This window comes from Rhizobacter sp. SG703, assembly GCF_012275445.1.
GTDB lineage: Bacteria > Pseudomonadota > Gammaproteobacteria > Burkholderiales > Burkholderiaceae_C > Rhizobacter.
On sequence record NZ_JAAZQK010000002.1, the window covers coordinates 586,691 to 602,555 of the forward strand.

Below are 15,865 nucleotides of genomic sequence, written 5' to 3' on the forward strand. Positions count from 1 at the left end.
ATTGAATCATGGGCCACCCTTCAACGGAGCACTGCCCCATGACTTCTTCGGCGATTTCTTCACCCCACACCCGCCCGATGGCCTCGATCACCCGCGAGGCCGCCGCCGCGCTGGTCGGCCACGCCCGGGCCGCCGCCCGTTCGCTCGGCATCGAGGTGACCATCGCGGTCACCGACGCGACCGGCGAACTGAAGGCCTTCGAGCGCGACGACGGCGCCCGCTTCCTGACGGCAACGATCGCGGTCGACAAGGCCTGGACGGCCACGTCGTACGGCGTCTCGACGCGCCAATGGACCGCGATCCTGCAGCGCCCGATGGCGGCGCAGCTGGCGCACCGGCCGCGCTTCGTCGCGGTCGGCGGCGGCTGCCCGATCTTCGACGGCGCGCAGCTGGTCGGCGGCATCGGCGTTTCCGGCGGCGACGCCGAGCAGGACCACCAGGTGGCCGAGCGGGCGTTGGCTGCGCTGGGCCTCGCCGCGTCGGCATGAGCCCGCCGGGCCGCCCCCAGGGCGAATGCCGGAGTGCGCAGCACGAAGGTACTCCAGTGAACACTTTCGCCCACCGCGGCGTTCCCCTCCCTCATTCCTCGACCGAAAGAGTGCCTCCCATGTCTTCCTCCCCGTTCTCCCTGCGCGCCACCGCCGGCGTGCTCGCTTCCACCGCGCTCGCGCTGGCCGCACTCGGTGCCGCCGTGATGCCGTCGGCCGCGGTGGCCGCCGCGCCGATGGTCAAGACCCAGGCGCCCGGCTTCTACCGCATGATGCTCGGCGCCTTCGAGGTGACCGCGCTGAGCGACGGCACGGTCGACGTGCCGGCCGCCACGCTGCTGCACGCCCCGGCCGGCAGCGTCGCGGCGAAGCTCGCGGCCGCGCACCTGACCGACCCGGTCGAGACCTCGGTCATCGGCTTCCTGGTCAACACCGGCGACAGGCTGGTGCTGATCGACACCGGCGCCGGTGCGCTGTTCGGCCCGACGCTCGGCAAGCTCGACGCCAGCCTGCGCGCCGCCGGCTACCAGCCGGAGCAGGTCGACGAGGTGCTGCTCACCCACCCCCATCCGGACCACGTCGGCGGCTTGATGGGCCCGGGCGGCGTCGCGTTCGCGAACGCCACGGTGCGCCTCGACGACGCCGACGCGCAGTACTGGCTGTCGACCGCGCGGATGGACGCCGCGCCGGCGCAGGGCAAGGGCTTCTTCCAGGGCGCGATGGCGTCGCTGAACCCGTATGCCGAGGCCGGCCGGCTGAAGCCCTTCGCGGCGGGCGCCGAGTTGCTGCCCGGCATCCGCGCCATCGCGGCGCGCGGCCACAGTGCCGGGCACACCGTCTATGCGGTGGAGAGCCAGGGGCAGCGGATGCTGCTGATCGGCGACCTGGTCCACGTCGGCGCGGTGCAGCTCGAGGACCCGCGGGTCACGATCGCATACGACAGCGACGAGCCCGCCGCCGCCGCCACGCGCCGCACGGTGTTCGCGCAGGCGGCGAAAGAGAACCTGCTGATCGGCGCGGCCCACCTGCCCTTCCCCGGCCTCGGCCGCCTGCGCCAGGCCGGCAGCGCGTACCGCTGGCTGCCGGTGGACTACACCACCCAGCTGAAGTAGCGCCTCGCGCGGCCTGCCGCGGCGATGGCGATCGCGACGCCGAGCAGGGCGGTGGCCACCGCGAACGTGGCGTGCATGCCGCGGGCGACGGCGTGCGCCGGGGCCAGCGCGACATCCACCGCCGCGCTCGCATGGGCGAACAACGCGCCCATCGCCGCGGCCCCGGCGATGAAGCCGAGGTTGCGCGACAGGTTCAGCAGCCCGGAGACCATGCCGCGTCGGCCCGACGCCCCGGCGGCCGCCATCACCGCGGTGTTGTTGGCCGCCTGGAACAGCGCATAGCCGGCGGTGACGACCGCCAGTGCAGCGATGTAGCCGACGACGCCGAGCGACAGCGGCAGCAGCGACAACGCCAGCGCCCCGAGCACCATCCCGACCAACCCGGCGAGCGTCATGCGCGATGCGTCGAAGCGGTCGACCAGACGGCCGGCCGGCACGCCGGCCAGCGCCGCGACCGCCGGGCCGACCGACATCGCCAGCCCGACCGCCGCGGCATCGAGCCCGAGCGCCCGCGCCAGGTGGAAGGGCCCGACCACCAGCGTCGTCATCATCACCGTCGACACCAGCGCACTCATCGCGAGGCCGGCCCGCAGCGCGGGATCGCGCCACATCGCCGAGGAGATCCATGCCGGCGCCGTCCGCGCCGCCGTCGGTTGCGCCGGCAGGTGACGGCGTGCCAGCAGCCACGCCCCCACCCCCAGCGGCACCTGCGCCAGGAAGATCGCGCGCCAGCCGAACCCCGCGATCAGCAAACCGCCGAGCGACGGTCCGAGCGCGGTGCCGACCGCGGACATCGTGCCGAGCACGCCCATCGCCATGCCGGCACGCGCCTTCGGCACCGCGTCGCCGACCAGCGCCAGCGCCAGCACCACCAGGATCGCCGCGCCCAGCCCCTGCATCACGCGAGCCGCCAGCAGCAGCCGGAAGCCGGGCGCGAGGCCGCACAGCGCCGAGGCCACCGTGACGACGCCGATGCCTGCCAGCAGCAGGCGGCGCGCGCCGACGCGGTCGCCGAGCCGCCCGACGACGACGAGCAGCGCCGTGTTGGCGATCAGGTACGCGAGCACGATCCACCGCACCCGCTCGAACGACACGTCGAAGGCCTGCGCCATCGCCGGCAGGCCGACGGTGGCGATGCTGATGCCCAGCGAGGCCAGCAGCATCGACAGCGACAGGCTGACGAGGGCCCAGCGGGCCGGGCCGTGGGGCAGTGCGACGGTGGTTTTCATGGGGGCTCCGGGTCGTGGCGCCGCGGGGCGGCTCGATGCCTGCAAGCGTAGGGGCCGGCGCCGTCCGGCGGAAGGCGCGCCGCCTGCACTGAGTCCGTGCACGCGACGCATGCCCCTTCGTCGGCTATGGTGGGCGCATGGCCACACCCGATCTGAACCTGCTGCTGACCCTCGACGCCTTGCTGGCCGAAGGCAGCGTCGCGCGCGCCGCCCGGCGGCTGCAGCTCAGCCCGTCGGCGATGAGCCGGGCACTGGCGCGGCTGCGCGACACCACCGGCGACCCGCTGCTGGTGCGCGCCGGCCGCGATCTCGTGCCCACGCCGCGCGCGCTCGAACTGCGCGAGCGCGTCGCCGTGCTCGTGCAGGACGCGCAGGCGGTGCTGCGCCCGGCGGATACGCTCGATCTCGCCCGGCTGGCGCGCAGCTTCACGCTGCGCACCCGCGAGGGCTTTGCCGAAAGCTTCGCCCCGGCGCTGCTGGCGCGCATCGCCAGCGAGGCGCCCGGCGTGCGGCTGCGCTTCGTGCAGAAGCCGGACAAGGACAGCACGCCGCTGCGCGACGGCTCGGTCGACCTCGAGACCGGCGTCGTCGGGCCGGAGACCGGCCCGGAGCTGCGCGCGCAGTCGCTGTTCCGCGACCGCCACATCGGTGTCGTGCGGCACGGGCATCCGCTCGGCGAGGGCGAGGTCACGCCGGCGCGCTACGCGGCTGCCCGGCACGTCGTCGTGTCGCGCCGCGGCCGCGAGCAGGGACCGGTCGACGAGGCCTTGCGCGCGCTCGGGCTGCAGCGCGAGGTCGGCGCAGTCGTCGACAGCTTCGCGACCGCGCTCGCGCTGGCCCGCGCCTGCGACCTGGTCGCCTGCGTGCCCGAGCGGCACACCGCCGCGCTGCGCACCGGCCTGCACAGCTTCGCGCTGCCGGTGGCCACGCCCGGCTTCGCGGTCGCCCTGCTGTGGCACCCGCGGCTCGACGCCGACCCGGCCCACCGCTGGCTGCGCGAGCTGGTGCGCGCAGCCTGCAACCCCTGAGGACATGAGGACGTGAACCGGGCGCCGTGCCTTACGATGCGCCCCAGCCGACCCATGACCGACGACTCGCTCTTCGCCCGCTCCGCCGCATTGCCGCTTCGCCGCCTGGCGCTCGCGCTGGTGGCGGGCAACGTCGCGATCATCGCGGTGCTGCTGCTCGCGGCCGGCGTGGCCCTGCAGGCCGGCCGCGCCTCCGAGGAAGTGCGCGCCCGCGAATCGGTCGAGAACCTGGCGAACGGCCTGGCGATCGAACTCGGCGCCGAACTCAAGCAGCTCGACAACGCGTTGGCGACGGTCGCGATGCGCGTTCATGCGGTCGACGCGACGCAGCCCGACGGCCGCGCCCAGATCGAGCGCAGCCTCGCCGAGCAGCGCTCGCTGCTGCCGCAGGTCGATGCGATCCGCATTGCCGACGAGACCGGCAGCGTGCGCTTCGGCCTCGACGCCGGCGGCGCGACGACCAGCATCGCCGACCGCGCCTACTTCCACGATGCGAAGGCGCACGAGGGCATGGTGGTGTCGGAGCCGATCCAGGGCCGCATCGTCCGCAAGTGGGGCGTCGCGGTGGCGCGGCGACTGCAGCATGCCGACGGTTCGTTCGCCGGCGTGGTGTACACCAACCTGTCGAGCGACCACTTCCTCGACCGGTTCAGGCGCATCGCACTGGGCAGCGCCGGCGCCGTCGCGCTCCGCTCGGGTGGATTGCGGCTGATCACGCGCTACTCGGTGATCGACGGCGCGCAGGAGAAGAACATCGGCACCTCGACCATCTCCGACGAGATGACCCGCCACCTCGCGGGCGACCCGGAGCGCGGCTCCTACCTGACCCCGACGGCGCTCGACGGCATCGAGCGCTACACCGCGTACCAGCGCGTGCCCGGCTGCACGCTGCGGGTGTTCGTCGGGCTCGGCACCAGCGACTTCCTCGCCGGCTGGCGGCGCGAGGCGGCGCAGATGGCGGCGCTGCTGGCGGTCGCGATCGCGACGATCGCCGGCTTCTCGGCGCTGCTGTTCGCGCAGCAGCGGCGCCAGGTGACCGCACGCGCCGAGATCGCGCGGCTGGCGCAGGAACAGAGCGTGATGCTCGACAACGAGGTCGTCGGCATGCTGAAGCTGAAGAACCGCACCTCGCTGTGGAAGAACCGCGCGCTGGACCGGATCTTCGGCTACGAGCCGCACGAACTGGTCGGCGCGCCGGTGCGCACGCTGTACCTCGACGACGAGACCTTCGACGAGATCGGCAAAGTGGCCTACCCGATCCTCGCGACCGGCGGCCGCTTCAGCACGCAGCTGCGCATGCGCCACAAGCAGGGCCACGCGATCTGGATCGAGCTGAGCGGCGCGGCGGTGTCGGCCAACGAATCGCTGTGGTCGCTGACCGACATCACCGCGCTGAAGGACAGCGAGGCGCATGCGCAGCACCTGGCGCTGCACGATGCGATGACCGGGCTGCCCAACCGCCGGCTGTTCGCCGAGCGGCTGCTCTACATCCTGGCCGACGCGCAGCGGCGCCACCAGCTGACCGGCGTGTGCTACCTCGACCTGGACGGCTTCAAGGCCGTCAACGACGCCTTCGGGCACGACGCCGGCGACGCGGCGCTGCGCGAGGTCGCGAAGCGGCTGCTGGTCTGCATCCGCACCAACGACGTGGTCGCGCGTTTCGGCGGCGACGAGTTCGCGTTGATCCTCAGCAACATCCAGGATGCGCGCGAGGTCGAGCGGGTGCTGCAGCGCGTGTTGCACGCGATCGAGCAGCCGATCCACCTGGCCGGCGGCGAGACCGCAACGGTGGGCGCGAGCATCGGCGTGGCGATCGGGCCGGAGCACGGCGACGATTCGGCCACGCTGATGGGGCGTGCCGACCAGGCGATGTACGTCGCCAAGCGGTCCGGCAAGCACCGCGTCTGCCTGTGGGCCGCGTAGACCAGGGCGCCTGAGCGTGCGGTCAACGGCCGGTCATGGATCGGCGAGAGCTCCGACATGCAAGTCTCGTCGTTGCAAGCAGTGTTTCAGAGTATGCGAACACGGCTTGTTTTCGCAGCTCACCGGGTAGCCTGCGGGCCATTCAAATCCCCGAGAGAGCTCCCCATGAAAACCGGAATGAAGCCGCTTCGCCTGTCCCTCATCGCGCTCGCCTGCGCTGCCGCGACGCCCGCCTTCGCCGTCGACTGGCCGGCCGGCTTCTCGAAGTGCGCGGACGAAGGCGAGAACTGCAAAGTCGGCTCGACGGCGCACCAGGTGTCGTTCGGCGTGAAGAACAAGTGGGTGGTCAAGACGCTGTCGGGCACCATCGCCTGCACCAGCGCGACCTTCGGCGGCGCGAACCCGAATGCGGACAAGAAGGAGAAGTGCGCGGTCGGACCGGCGGCGACGCCTGCGCCCGCTCCGGCTCCCGCACCGTCGCCCTCGCCTGCACCTGCCCCTGCGCCCGCTCCCTCGCCCGCACCGGCTCCCGCTCCAGCCCCCGCACCCGCCCCGAGCGGCCTGACCGCCGGGTTCGCCGGCACCGTGACCGGCGGCGGCAAGCTGACCGCGGTGACGGTGAGCACGGCCGCCGCGATGCAGGCCGCCATCGATGCCTACAGCGGCACCGGCGGCCTGGTGATCCGCTACACCGGCAGCTTCGACTTCGCGTCGATCGCCGACTCGTGCGCGCAGCGGACGAAGCCGGCCGGCGCCATCGTCGAGGTCAAGAACAAGAGCAACGTCACGATCGAAGGCGCCGACGGCTCGTCCGCGAACTTCGGGCTGGCGGTCAAGGGCGGCGCCACCAACGTGATCATCCGCAACATGACGATCGGCCTGCTGCCCGGCTCGATCGACGCGATCGGCATCGAGGGCCAGGGCGGCAAGTTCCCCGGCTACGTCTGGGTCGACCACAACACGCTGTTCAGCAGCCTCAAGGAATGCGCCGGCGCCGGCGACATGGAGTTCGACGGCCTGGTCGACAACAAGGCCGGCGCGCACCACATCACCTACTCGTACAACCACCTCCACGACCACCAGAAGGTCGGGCTGATCGGGTCGAGCGACAGCGACGCCAGCGACCGCTTCATCACCTACCACCACAACTTCTACGAAAACGTGAAGTCGCGGCTGCCGCTGCAGCGCGGCGGGTACACCCACCTCTACAACAACCTGTACAGCGGCGTGCACACCTCGGGCGCCAACATCCGCATGGGCGGCTTCTCGCTGATCGAGGCCAACTGGTTCGAGAACGCGCAGAACCCGGTGACCTCGCGCGACAGCTCGGCCGTCGGCTACTGGGACCTGCGCAACAACAACGTGAAGAGCCCGGCCGACTTCGCCCGCTACGGCATCACCTGGGTGGCCAGCGAGTCGTCGCCGTCGCGCGATGCAAGCGACTGGGTCAGCACCAGCAGCTTCCCGGTCGGCATCCCGTACGCCTACACTGCCCACGACCCGGCCTGCGTGAAGCAGAAGCTGCCTGCGGTGGCAGGGGCAGGCAAGGGGCTGGCGGTGCTGAGCTGCAACTGACGACAGAGCGGACGACAGAGCGGACGACGGCACGGACGACAGAACGACAAGCCGCGGCGCGGCAGGAGACACGCATGACACGTCCCTTCGCAATCCCGCTGCGCGCGGTCCTGGTGGCCGGCAGCCTGCTGGCTGCCGCCACCGCGATGGCCGGCACGGTCGTCTACGTGTCCAACGCGGACAGCCAGGAGCTGTCGGTGCTGGCCTTCGACCGCGCGTCGGGCCGGCTGAGCCCGGTCGAGACGGTGGCAGTCGGCGGCACGGTGATGCCGCTGGCGCTCAGCCCCGACAAGCGCTTCCTGTACGCCGCGCTGCGTTCGCAGCCGTTTCGCGTGCTCAGCTTCGCCGTCGACCCGGCCAGCGGCCGCCTGAAGAAGCTGGGCGAGGCGCCGCTGGCCGACAGCATGGCCAACATCGACGTCGATGCCAGCGGCAAGTGGCTGTTCGCGGCCTCGTACCCGGGGCACAAGATCACCGTCAACAGCATCGACGGCAACGGCGCGGTCACGGCGATCCAGCAGCTGGTCCCGACCGCGCCGAACGCGCATGCGATCCACGCCGATGCGACCAACCGCTTCGTGCTGGCCACCAGCCTCGGCGGCGACCACCTGTCGGTGTGGCGCTTCGATGCGGCCAAGGGCCAGCTGACGCCGAACGATCCGCCGATCGTGCAGTTGGACGCGAAATCCGGCGCCCGCCACTTCGTGTGGGACAAGGCGCAGAAGCACCTGTACCTGCTTAACGAGGTGGACGCGTCGCTGGTGGTGTTCGCTTGGGACGGCGTGCACGGCACGCTGCGCGAACTGCAGCGCACCAGCACGCTGCCGCCGGGTTTCACCGGCAAGCCGTGGGCCGCCGACCTGCACCTCAGCCCCGACGGCCGGCAGCTCTATGCCTCGGAGCGCACGTCCAGCACCATCGCGCACTTCCGTGTCGATGCCGGGACCGGCACGCTGGAAGCCGCGGGCAGCACGCCCACCGAGAAGACCCCGCGCGGCTTCACGATCGATTCGTCCGGCCGCTACCTGATCGCCGCGGGGCAGGAATCGCATGCGCTGTCGGTGCACGCGATCGACGCCCGAAGCGGCGCACTCGGCGAGGTCACGCGGCTGCCGGTCGGCAAGAACCCGAACTGGGTCGAGATCGTCGACCTGCCGTGAGCGACCGGCGCGTCAGCTCTCGTTGTGCGCCACCTGGATGCGCCGACGGCTGCGGGCCGGCACGTCGTAGATGTTGAAGTCGCTCATCGTCCGGCCGTAGAGGTGCAGGCTGACGGCGCGGGGACGCTCCGCCGGCACGCCGGTCACGTGGATGTGGTCCGGGTTCGGCACGAAGCTGGTGACGGCGCCGTGCCGCAGCAGGATGGTGCCGCCGCGCGCGAGGTCGATCTCGTCGTCGGCGCCGCGGTCGGGCGACAGCCGCACGTAGCTGCGCTCTTCCAGCACGCCTTCGACCACGCCGACGACGCCCCAGCTGCCGTGATCGTGCACCGGCGTCCACTGGCCCGGCAGCCAGACGATCGAATACAGCGACAGGCTCGCGTCGGGGGCGTCGTAGATCAGGTTGCGCGCATAGCCCGACGCACTGCTGCGGTAGTGCTGCGGCGCCAGGAAGCTGCCGGCGTGGTCGATCAGGTCGAGCATCAGCGGCGCCAGCGCCAGCACGCAGTCGGCCGGGTCCGGCTGGCGGCAGCTGCGGGCGGTGGCTTCGGCGATGAAGGCGTCGAGGGCGGCAGAGGTCATCGGCGGATTGTCGCGCCAACGGCGGACCGCACTTGACTCGCCACCCGGTTGGGCCGACGCTTTCGCACGACGAACCCACGGGACGCCCCATGAACGCGCCGATCCTCTACTACCACCCGCTGTCCTCCTGCTGCCACAAGGTGCTGATCGCGATCGACGTGCTGCAGACCGAGGTCGACAAGCGCCTGCTGAACCTGGGCGACCCGGCGGAACGCGCCGCCCACCTGGCGCTGTGGCCGCTCGGCAAGATGCCGCTGCTGGTGGACCAGGGCCGGCCGGTGCCCGAGACGAGCATCATCATCGAGCACCTGCAGCGCCACCATGCGCGCCCCGGCCGCATGCTGGTCCCGCAGGACCCGGACCAGGCGCTCGACGTGCGCCGCTGGGATCGCCTCTGCGACCTCTACGTGATGACGCCGATGCAGGCCTTCACCGCCGACCGCCTGCGGGCCGAGGGCGAACGCGATGCGCAGGCCGTGGCGCGGGCCCGCGACACCTTGCTGACCGCCTATGCGTTGATCGACCACCAGCTCGACGGCCGGATCTGGCTGGCCGGCGATGCGTTCAGCATGGCCGACTGCGCGGCTGCGCCGTCCTTGTTCTACGCGATCACCTACGTTCCGCTGCTGCCGCAGCATGCGCGGCTGTCGGCCTACTTCCAACGCCTGATGGACCACCCGTCGGTGGCACGCACCGTCGACGCGGCGCGGCCCTGGTTCCAGTTCTACCCCGGTCGCGACGGGCTGTCCCGGCGCTTCTACGACCCGGCGTAAGGCAACGGTTTGCCGGACTGGCGCCGGCAATCCTCGTACCGCGAATGTCCGGCGTCGGCCGTGCCGCCGGCTGCCGCGCATCGGCAAACCGTGCTGCAACGTGCAACGCGGCGCCGGCTGCATCGCATGGCCTCGCACAGCGCCGGGACGGTCGGGAACGCGGTATGCCGCAAGGGCGTCAGGCGCGCACCGTTCGAAGCCGCCGCCCTCTTCAACCCAACGCAGTGCCGTGCAGCGATGCCGGCTGAAAGGAATTCCATGTTCTCCCACAACAAGCGCCTCCAGTACACCGTGCGGGTCAACGAGACGAACCCCGGCCTGGCCAACCTGATGCTGGAACAGTTCGGCGGACCGCAGGGCGAGCTGGCCGCCGCGTGCCGCTACTTCTCTCAGCACCTGGCCGAAGACGACCCCGGCCGCCGCGACATGCTGATCGACATCGCCACCGAGGAGCTGAGCCACCTGGAGGTGATCGGCACCATCGTCGCGATGCTCAACAAGGGGGCCAAGGGCAAGCTCGCCGAGGCGATGGACAACGAGGCCGAGCTGTACCGCAGCATCCACGGCGCCGGCAACGATTCGCACGTGACGCAGGTGCTGTACGGCGGCGGGCCGGCCTTCATCAATTCCGCCGGCGTGCCGTGGAGCGCGGCGTACGTCGACAGCATCGGCGACCCGAGCTGCGACCTGCGTTCGAACATCGCGGCCGAAGCGCGCGCGAAGATCGTCTACGAGCGGCTGATCAACCTGACCGACGACCCCGGCGTCAAGGAGGCGCTCGGCTTCCTGATGACGCGCGAGATCTCGCACCAGCAATCGTTCGAGAAGGCGCTGTACTCGATGTCGGCCAGCTTCCCGCCGGGCAAGCTGCCGGGCATGAAGGCGTTCAGCAACGTCTACTTCAACATGTCGCAGGGCGACGGCGACACGCGCGGCCCGTGGAACAACGAGCCGGTGTTCGAGTACCGCGAAGCGACGGCGGCGGTCGACGGCGGCTCCGGCCTGCCGGAACCGCGGCTGACCGACGACGAGGCCGGCATCGTCTCGCAGCTCGCGCTGCGCACGGCGTCGGACCCGGCGTCGAACCCGGCCACCGGCGTCGACCTGGCGCGGCTCGGTGGGCAGGTCGACGGCAGCCTGCTCGACGGCAGCGATGGCGCCGATGGCAGCGACCCGTCGGGCAGCGCCCGCAGCGCGCCGTGAGTTCGCTGCCCGCCGCGCGCCTGCCGGTGTGGCGGTGGACGCGCCGCTGCGTCGGCGCGTCCGTCGCAGCCGGCGGGCTGTGCGTGCTGGCGCTCGCAGCGGCGCGCCAGTTCACGCTGCTCGATGCGCGCATCGCCGGGGCCTTGCTGGGCGGCGCGGTGGCCGCCGCGGCCATCGCAGCGGGAACGCTGCCGGTGCTGCTGTCGCAGCGCATCTCGCAGCGCTGCAGCAACGCGCTGCCCGGCTTCGGCGCCGGCGTGATGCTCGCGGCCACGTCGTTCTCGCTGATCGTCCCGGCGCTGGCGGCCGCGCACGAGCTCGGCGCGGCCTCGGGCCTGGTCGAGCCGGCCGCATCGGTGCTCGGCGCCGTCGCGGTGACGATCGCCGGCAGCCATGAGGTCATTCCCGGATCGCACGAGAAGGGCCACGCGACCAGTGCCACCGCGGCGCTGGTGGTCGGCTTCGTGCTGATGATGGTGCTGGACAACGCGCTCGCCTGACGCCAGGACCGCTGCGCCGCGCTCGATGCCTCCTCTGCGGAACGTCGATTGCCCGATTCGGGCGTCGACCAAGGAGAGCTCCATGCCGTACGTCAATCCGCTGCACGAACCCAAGTTGTCGTCGTCGACCGGACGACGGATCACGCTGCTCGACTGGGTGGCCTTCCTGCTGCTGGTGATCGGCGGCTTGAACCTCGGCCTGTATGCCGTGTTCGGCATCGAGGAGGTGGGCGCCGCGTTCGGCGGCAACGGGCTCTCGTCGCGCCTGCTGCACGGCCTCGTCGGCTGCTCGGCGCTGTACGCCATGGTGCGCGCGGTGCAGGCGGGCAGGCCGCAGTAAGCGGGCACGGCGGCCTCGGTCGCCATCCAAACGTTAGAGTACCCACGATGAAATCGAACCCTGGGTACCCCGAGATGAAGGCGTTCCTGCGCTTCTTCTCTTCGCGCTTTCTGGATCAGCGCTGCCACTCCACGAACGATCGACCGATGGTCGTGCTCGAACGGCATGAACAGGAATCCGCGAGCCGGGCCGAATCGGCGCTGCGCATGGCGGTGAACAACTGCCTGGAGATCTCGTCTCCCTGGCCGTTGTCGCAGGTCATCGCACTCGACGCAGAGATGCACGCCACAGGCGTGCTCAGCCTGTCGTTCGTGCGGTCGCGGGTCTGGGGCCGGTATGCCGCGATGCTGAAGCGCGGGGCCCTTCGCAACCACGATGAATCCGCGGTGGCCCAGGGGGTCCTGGCTGACCCATCGCTGCGGCAGAGTCTTCCCGAGGTCGAGCGGGCGAGCCTGCAGGCGATGGTCCGTGCCTTCGGGCCACAGCGCGCCCACGCTGCGACCGAGCGGTCTCGCTCCGGCCGACCCGGGCACGGCCCTCATGCCAGACGCTAGCGTCATTCGACATGCGCGCGATCGTCCTCGCCCTGGCGATGCTTCCGGCGGCGGCCATGCCGTCCGGCGAGCCGGTCGCCCTGCTCGAGCAGCGCCTGCGGACCGAGGGCGTCGACAGTGTCAACAACTACCTGGGCGGGCAATCGTCCGCGCTGGCTGACCTGGGCCAACGAACCGCGGACTGCGACACCCAGGCCATCGCGCTCACCGTGAAGCTGAGCCGCGGCAAGAGCGTCAAGACCACCGAGGCCCACCGAGAAGCACTTCGCATCGCCGTCGGCACCTGCACCGAGAACGTCCTCTCGCTTCTCTCGCTGGCCGAGGTGCCGAAGATCTGCGCTGCCGCGTCGTCATGGACGATGACGCAGACGGCACGCGAGCTGCGGCGCCGGATGCAGGCGATCGACGCCGATGCCGCCCTCCGCTCGACCGAGCGTGGCAGGGCATGCGGCGCCGCCTACCTCTTCGAACTGCAGAACACCCGCGTCGGCATCCGGGTCGATCAGCCGGCGCACCGGGCCCGGTGATCGGCCCGGCCGCCGGCCGACGGCCCGACCGGCCGAAGGACGGCATCAGCTGGCTTCGGCGGCCCACTGCACCGCGTCGGCGCCGGCCGGAATGCGCATCGGCGCGAACGGATCGGTCGCCGCACGCCACACCGCCTCGGCCACGTCCGCCGAACGCGTTCCCGGACCCGTCGACGCCTGCATGCGGGCGATCGCCTGCCGCATGAACTCGCCGTAGACCTCGTCGTCGAGGCCGCGCAGGTGGGCCCGGGCGGTGTCGCGAAAGCGCGTCTCGCCGGACGATCCGGGCAGCACGATGCGCACGCGCACGCCGAACGGCTCGACCTCGCTCGCGAGCGATTCGGTCAGCGCGTTCACCGCCGCCTTCGCCGCGCGGTAGAGGCCCACCAGCGGCAGCGGCTTCAGCGTCGCGCTCGACGTCACGTTCACGATGACGCCGGACCGGCGCTCGCGCATCTGCGGCAACACCGCCTGCGTGACCGCGACCGTGCCGAAGGTGTTGGTCTCGAACAGCTCGCGCACCGTCTCCATGCGGGTGAGCTCGAACGGCGCCGGCGCGCCGAAGCCGGCGTTGTTGACCAGCACGTCGATCGGGCCCGCGGCATCCACTGCGCGGCGGATGCTCTGCGCGTTGGTGACGTCGAGCTGCAGCACGCGCAGGCGGGCGGACGGCGGCAGCAGGTCCTCGCGCGGCGTGCGCATCGTGGCGATCACCCGCCAGTCGCGCTCGAGGAAATGGCGTGCGGTCTCGAGGCCGAAGCCGGAGGAGCAGCCGGTGATCAGGACGGTCTTCATTGGAGGTCTTTCAACGTGGATGGCGATGACCGCACGATAGGCCGCCGGAACCGTACTCGCTACACTCCGAAGTCCATGAATCATTTGCGAGAGTCCGGCCGTGGTGGATCCGCTCGCCGAGGTGGTCACGCTGCTGCAGCCGACGGCCCGGTTCTCCAAGAACATCGTCGGTGCGGGCGCGTGGCAGATTCGCCGCTCGGACGCCGGGCAGCCGTTCTACTGCGCCGTCCTCGAAGGCGGTTGCCGCCTGACGCTCGACGGGCACGCGCCGATCGTGCTGCAGGCCGGCGACTTCCTGCTCGTTCCCGCCGTCTTCGGGGTCGCCATGTCCAGCCTCGAATTGCCTGCCGGCGCGGCCGACTCGATGCCGGTCGCCCTGGGACCGGGCAGGTTCCGGATCGGCGCGCAGGAGGGCCCGACGGACCTGCGCATCCTGGCCGGCCATTGCAGCTTCGGCTCGCCGGATGCGGCACTGCTGGTCTCGCTGCTGCCGCAAGTCGTTCACGTGCGCGGCGAGCCGCGGCTCGCGACGCTCGTGCAGTGGGTGGGCCAGGAATCGATCGAGCAGCGGCCCGCGCGCGAGCTGGTGCTCGCGCGTCTGCTGGAGGTGTTGCTGATCGAGGCGCTGCGGTCGACGACCGGCACGGCCGCCTCGCCCGGCCTGGCACGCGGGCTTGCCGATGCGCGCCTGGCGGTGGCGATCCGCGCGATGCACGAGCAGCCGACGCGGGCGTGGACGGTCGCGCAGCTGGCCCGGGAAGCCGCGCTCTCGCGCTCGACGTTCTTCGAACGCTTCCAGCGCGCGGTCGGCCTGGCCCCGATGGCGTACCTGCTCGCGTGGCGCATGGCGCTCGCGAAGGACCTGCTGCGCCGCGACGACGGCAGCATCGCCGACATCGCCGAGCGCGTCGGCTACAGCTCGGCGAGCACGTTCAGCGTCGCCTTCACCCGCCACGTCGGACGGCCGCCGACGCACTATGCGCGCGAGCAAGCGGGCTTTCAGCGCGTCGGCGCGTGAAACGGGGTCCACGAGGCGCTTGCCGACGGAAAATGCCACCAGAACGATCGGCAACGATCGCCCCGACACCCTCCGACGCGGCCCGCCGCGAGACACAGAAAGCAGCACGCCATGGCCATCCAGTGGTTCCCAGGCCACATGCACACGACCCGCAAGGCCATCGCCGATCGCCTGCCGGAGATCGACGTGGTGATCGAGTTGCTCGACGCGCGGCTGCCGGGCTCGAGCACCAATCCGTTGCTGGCCCTGCTGACGGCAGGCAAGCCAGCGCTGAAGGTATTGAACAAGCAGGACCTGGCCGACCCGGAGATCACCGCGTTGTGGCTGGCGCATTACCAGGCCCTGCCAGGCACCCGATCGCTCGCGCTGGACGCCGGCGCCAGCGCGCCGGCACGCGCGCTGATCGCGGCGTGCCGGGAACTGGCACCGCACCGCGGCGGCATGGTCAAGCCGGTGCGGGCGTTGATCTGCGGCATTCCCAACGTGGGCAAGTCGACGCTGGTGAACACGCTGAACGGCCAGCGAACCGCCAAGACAGGCGATGAACCGGGCATCACCAAGCTGGAGCAGAGGATCCTGCTGGCCGACGACTTCCACCTGTTCGACACACCGGGCATGCTGTGGCCGCGAATCCTCATCGAGCAGGGCGGGTACAACCTGGCGGCCAGCGGCGGCATCGGCCGCAATGCCTACGACGAGGAAGAGGTGTCGATGGCGCTGCTGGCCCGCGTGCGCCATCGCTACGCGGACCGGCTGGTGGCGCGCTACAAGCTGGCCGACATCTCGGCGATGACCGACGAGGACTTGCTGGCCGAGGTGGGCCGCAAGCGCGGCGGCCTGCTGCCCGGCGGCCGCGTGAACATGCAGAAAGCTGCCGAGGTGACGTTGAACGATTTCCGCAGCGGTGCCTGGGGCCGCGTCACGCTCGAGACGCCCGATGAGTTCGCGCACTGGCAGGCGGCCGGCCTGGCGGCCGAAGAGGCGCGGAAGGCGAAGAAGGAAGCACGCGCGAAGGCGTGACGGCACGTCGTTTCGATGGACGGCCGGGGTTCGTCGGC

Annotated in this window: 17 protein-coding genes; 14 read left to right on the plus strand and 3 right to left on the minus strand. The window is 71.3% G+C overall.

Annotated elements, in window-relative coordinates; all coding sequences use genetic code 11:
- Nucleotides 1–77 precede the first annotated feature (77 nt).
- Both FHT26_RS05615 and FHT26_RS05620 read left to right on the plus strand, forming a co-directional pair.
- A complete protein-coding gene (locus FHT26_RS05615; RefSeq protein ID WP_246867719.1) occupies nucleotides 78–488 on the plus strand; it encodes a GlcG/HbpS family heme-binding protein in 411 nt (136 codons plus the stop codon).
- A gap of 119 nt (nucleotides 489–607) precedes the next feature.
- Nucleotides 608–1,600 carry an MBL fold metallo-hydrolase gene (locus FHT26_RS05620; RefSeq protein WP_168559159.1) on the plus strand — a complete coding sequence of 331 codons (993 nt, stop codon included), beginning with the start codon at nucleotides 608–610 and terminating at the stop codon, nucleotides 1,598–1,600.
- Here the strand turns inward: FHT26_RS05620 and FHT26_RS05625 are convergent.
- Nucleotides 1,579–2,829 carry an MFS transporter gene (locus tag FHT26_RS05625; RefSeq protein ID WP_168559160.1) on the minus strand — a complete coding sequence of 417 codons (1,251 nt, stop codon included), beginning with the start codon at nucleotides 2,827–2,829 and terminating at the stop codon, nucleotides 1,579–1,581. The two genes, FHT26_RS05620 and FHT26_RS05625, sit on opposite strands and share 22 nt — an antisense overlap.
- 137 nt (nucleotides 2,830–2,966) lie before the next feature.
- On the opposite strand from FHT26_RS05625, the gene FHT26_RS05630 reads away from it, so the two are divergent.
- The 4 genes from FHT26_RS05630 to FHT26_RS05650 all read left to right on the plus strand — a co-directional run bounded on the left by FHT26_RS05630 (nucleotide 2,967) and on the right by FHT26_RS05650 (nucleotide 8,515).
- On the plus strand, nucleotides 2,967–3,857 hold the full coding sequence (locus tag FHT26_RS05630; protein ID WP_168559161.1) for a LysR family transcriptional regulator: 891 nt from the start codon (nucleotides 2,967–2,969) through the stop codon (nucleotides 3,855–3,857).
- Nucleotides 3,858–3,911: 54 nt separating this feature from the next.
- Nucleotides 3,912–5,780 (plus strand): bifunctional diguanylate cyclase/phosphodiesterase, encoded by a 1,869-nt coding sequence (locus FHT26_RS05635; RefSeq protein WP_168559162.1) that lies wholly within the window; start codon nucleotides 3,912–3,914, stop codon nucleotides 5,778–5,780.
- Between the two features lie 165 nt (nucleotides 5,781–5,945).
- Complete coding sequence (locus tag FHT26_RS05645) at nucleotides 5,946–7,355, plus strand: pectate lyase family protein (RefSeq protein WP_210427255.1); 1,410 nt, start codon at nucleotides 5,946–5,948, stop codon at nucleotides 7,353–7,355.
- A 74-nt stretch (nucleotides 7,356–7,429) separates the two neighbouring features.
- Nucleotides 7,430–8,515, plus strand: a complete 1,086-nt coding sequence (locus FHT26_RS05650; protein ID WP_168559163.1) for a lactonase family protein — start codon at nucleotides 7,430–7,432, stop codon at nucleotides 8,513–8,515.
- Between the two features lie 12 nt (nucleotides 8,516–8,527).
- Here FHT26_RS05650 and FHT26_RS05655 read toward each other — a convergent pair whose 3' ends face one another.
- Nucleotides 8,528–9,097: a cysteine dioxygenase family protein gene (locus FHT26_RS05655; RefSeq protein ID WP_168559164.1), complete on the minus strand. Its 570-nt coding sequence runs from the start codon at nucleotides 9,095–9,097 to the stop codon at nucleotides 8,528–8,530.
- An 89-nt stretch (nucleotides 9,098–9,186) separates the two neighbouring features.
- Between FHT26_RS05655 and FHT26_RS05660 the strand changes: the two genes are divergently transcribed.
- The 6 genes from FHT26_RS05660 (at nucleotide 9,187) to FHT26_RS05685 (ending at nucleotide 12,994) form a co-directional block, all read left to right on the plus strand.
- Nucleotides 9,187–9,870 (plus strand): glutathione S-transferase family protein, encoded by a 684-nt coding sequence (locus tag FHT26_RS05660; RefSeq protein WP_168559165.1) that lies wholly within the window; start codon nucleotides 9,187–9,189, stop codon nucleotides 9,868–9,870.
- Between the two features lie 258 nt (nucleotides 9,871–10,128).
- Complete coding sequence (locus FHT26_RS05665) at nucleotides 10,129–11,073, plus strand: manganese catalase family protein (protein WP_168559166.1); 945 nt, start codon at nucleotides 10,129–10,131, stop codon at nucleotides 11,071–11,073.
- A gap of 5 nt (nucleotides 11,074–11,078) precedes the next feature.
- Nucleotides 11,079–11,573, plus strand: a complete 495-nt coding sequence (locus FHT26_RS05670) for a ZIP family metal transporter (protein ID WP_210427269.1) — start codon at nucleotides 11,079–11,081, stop codon at nucleotides 11,571–11,573.
- Nucleotides 11,574–11,655: 82 nt separating this feature from the next.
- Nucleotides 11,656–11,913, plus strand: a complete 258-nt coding sequence (locus FHT26_RS05675; RefSeq protein WP_168559168.1) for a DUF378 domain-containing protein — start codon at nucleotides 11,656–11,658, stop codon at nucleotides 11,911–11,913.
- Nucleotides 11,914–11,987: 74 nt separating this feature from the next.
- The gene (locus tag FHT26_RS05680) at nucleotides 11,988–12,467 is read left to right on the plus strand and encodes a hypothetical protein (protein WP_168559169.1); all 480 of its coding nucleotides are present in this window, start codon (nucleotides 11,988–11,990) and stop codon (nucleotides 12,465–12,467) included.
- An 11-nt stretch (nucleotides 12,468–12,478) separates the two neighbouring features.
- Nucleotides 12,479–12,994 carry a hypothetical protein gene (locus FHT26_RS05685; RefSeq protein ID WP_168559170.1) on the plus strand — a complete coding sequence of 172 codons (516 nt, stop codon included), beginning with the start codon at nucleotides 12,479–12,481 and terminating at the stop codon, nucleotides 12,992–12,994.
- A 45-nt stretch (nucleotides 12,995–13,039) separates the two neighbouring features.
- On the opposite strand, the gene FHT26_RS05690 is transcribed toward FHT26_RS05685, so the two are convergent.
- Nucleotides 13,040–13,789, minus strand: coding sequence for an SDR family oxidoreductase (locus FHT26_RS05690; protein ID WP_168559171.1), 750 nt, complete (start codon nucleotides 13,787–13,789; stop codon nucleotides 13,040–13,042).
- A 103-nt stretch (nucleotides 13,790–13,892) separates the two neighbouring features.
- On the opposite strand from FHT26_RS05690, the gene FHT26_RS05695 reads away from it, so the two are divergent.
- Entirely contained in the window at nucleotides 13,893–14,807 is a 915-nt protein-coding gene (locus FHT26_RS05695; protein WP_349238093.1) for an AraC family transcriptional regulator, read from the plus strand.
- 111 nt (nucleotides 14,808–14,918) lie between these two features.
- Nucleotides 14,919–15,827: a ribosome biogenesis GTPase YlqF gene (gene ylqF, locus FHT26_RS05700; protein ID WP_168559173.1), complete on the plus strand. Its 909-nt coding sequence runs from the start codon at nucleotides 14,919–14,921 to the stop codon at nucleotides 15,825–15,827.
- The last annotated feature ends 38 nt before the right edge of the window (nucleotides 15,828–15,865 follow it).

Coding starts and splice junctions, on each gene's coding strand:
- FHT26_RS05615 (WP_246867719.1), top strand. CDS start 78: ATGGCCTCGATCACCCGCGAGGCCGCCGCCGCGCTGGTCGGCCACGCC.
- FHT26_RS05620 (WP_168559159.1), top strand. CDS start 608: ATGTCTTCCTCCCCGTTCTCCCTGCGCGCCACCGCCGGCGTGCTCGCT.
- FHT26_RS05625 (WP_168559160.1), bottom strand. CDS start 2,829: ATGAAAACCACCGTCGCACTGCCCCACGGCCCGGCCCGCTGGGCCCTC.
- FHT26_RS05630 (WP_168559161.1), top strand. CDS start 2,967: ATGGCCACACCCGATCTGAACCTGCTGCTGACCCTCGACGCCTTGCTG.
- FHT26_RS05635 (WP_168559162.1), top strand. CDS start 3,912: ATGACCGACGACTCGCTCTTCGCCCGCTCCGCCGCATTGCCGCTTCGC.
- FHT26_RS05645 (WP_210427255.1), top strand. CDS start 5,946: ATGAAAACCGGAATGAAGCCGCTTCGCCTGTCCCTCATCGCGCTCGCC.
- FHT26_RS05650 (WP_168559163.1), top strand. CDS start 7,430: ATGACACGTCCCTTCGCAATCCCGCTGCGCGCGGTCCTGGTGGCCGGC.
- FHT26_RS05655 (WP_168559164.1), bottom strand. CDS start 9,097: ATGACCTCTGCCGCCCTCGACGCCTTCATCGCCGAAGCCACCGCCCGC.
- FHT26_RS05660 (WP_168559165.1), top strand. CDS start 9,187: ATGAACGCGCCGATCCTCTACTACCACCCGCTGTCCTCCTGCTGCCAC.
- FHT26_RS05665 (WP_168559166.1), top strand. CDS start 10,129: ATGTTCTCCCACAACAAGCGCCTCCAGTACACCGTGCGGGTCAACGAG.
- FHT26_RS05675 (WP_168559168.1), top strand. CDS start 11,656: ATGCCGTACGTCAATCCGCTGCACGAACCCAAGTTGTCGTCGTCGACC.
- FHT26_RS05680 (WP_168559169.1), top strand. CDS start 11,988: ATGAAGGCGTTCCTGCGCTTCTTCTCTTCGCGCTTTCTGGATCAGCGC.
- FHT26_RS05685 (WP_168559170.1), top strand. CDS start 12,479: ATGCGCGCGATCGTCCTCGCCCTGGCGATGCTTCCGGCGGCGGCCATG.
- FHT26_RS05690 (WP_168559171.1), bottom strand. CDS start 13,789: ATGAAGACCGTCCTGATCACCGGCTGCTCCTCCGGCTTCGGCCTCGAG.
- ylqF (WP_168559173.1), top strand. CDS start 14,919: ATGGCCATCCAGTGGTTCCCAGGCCACATGCACACGACCCGCAAGGCC.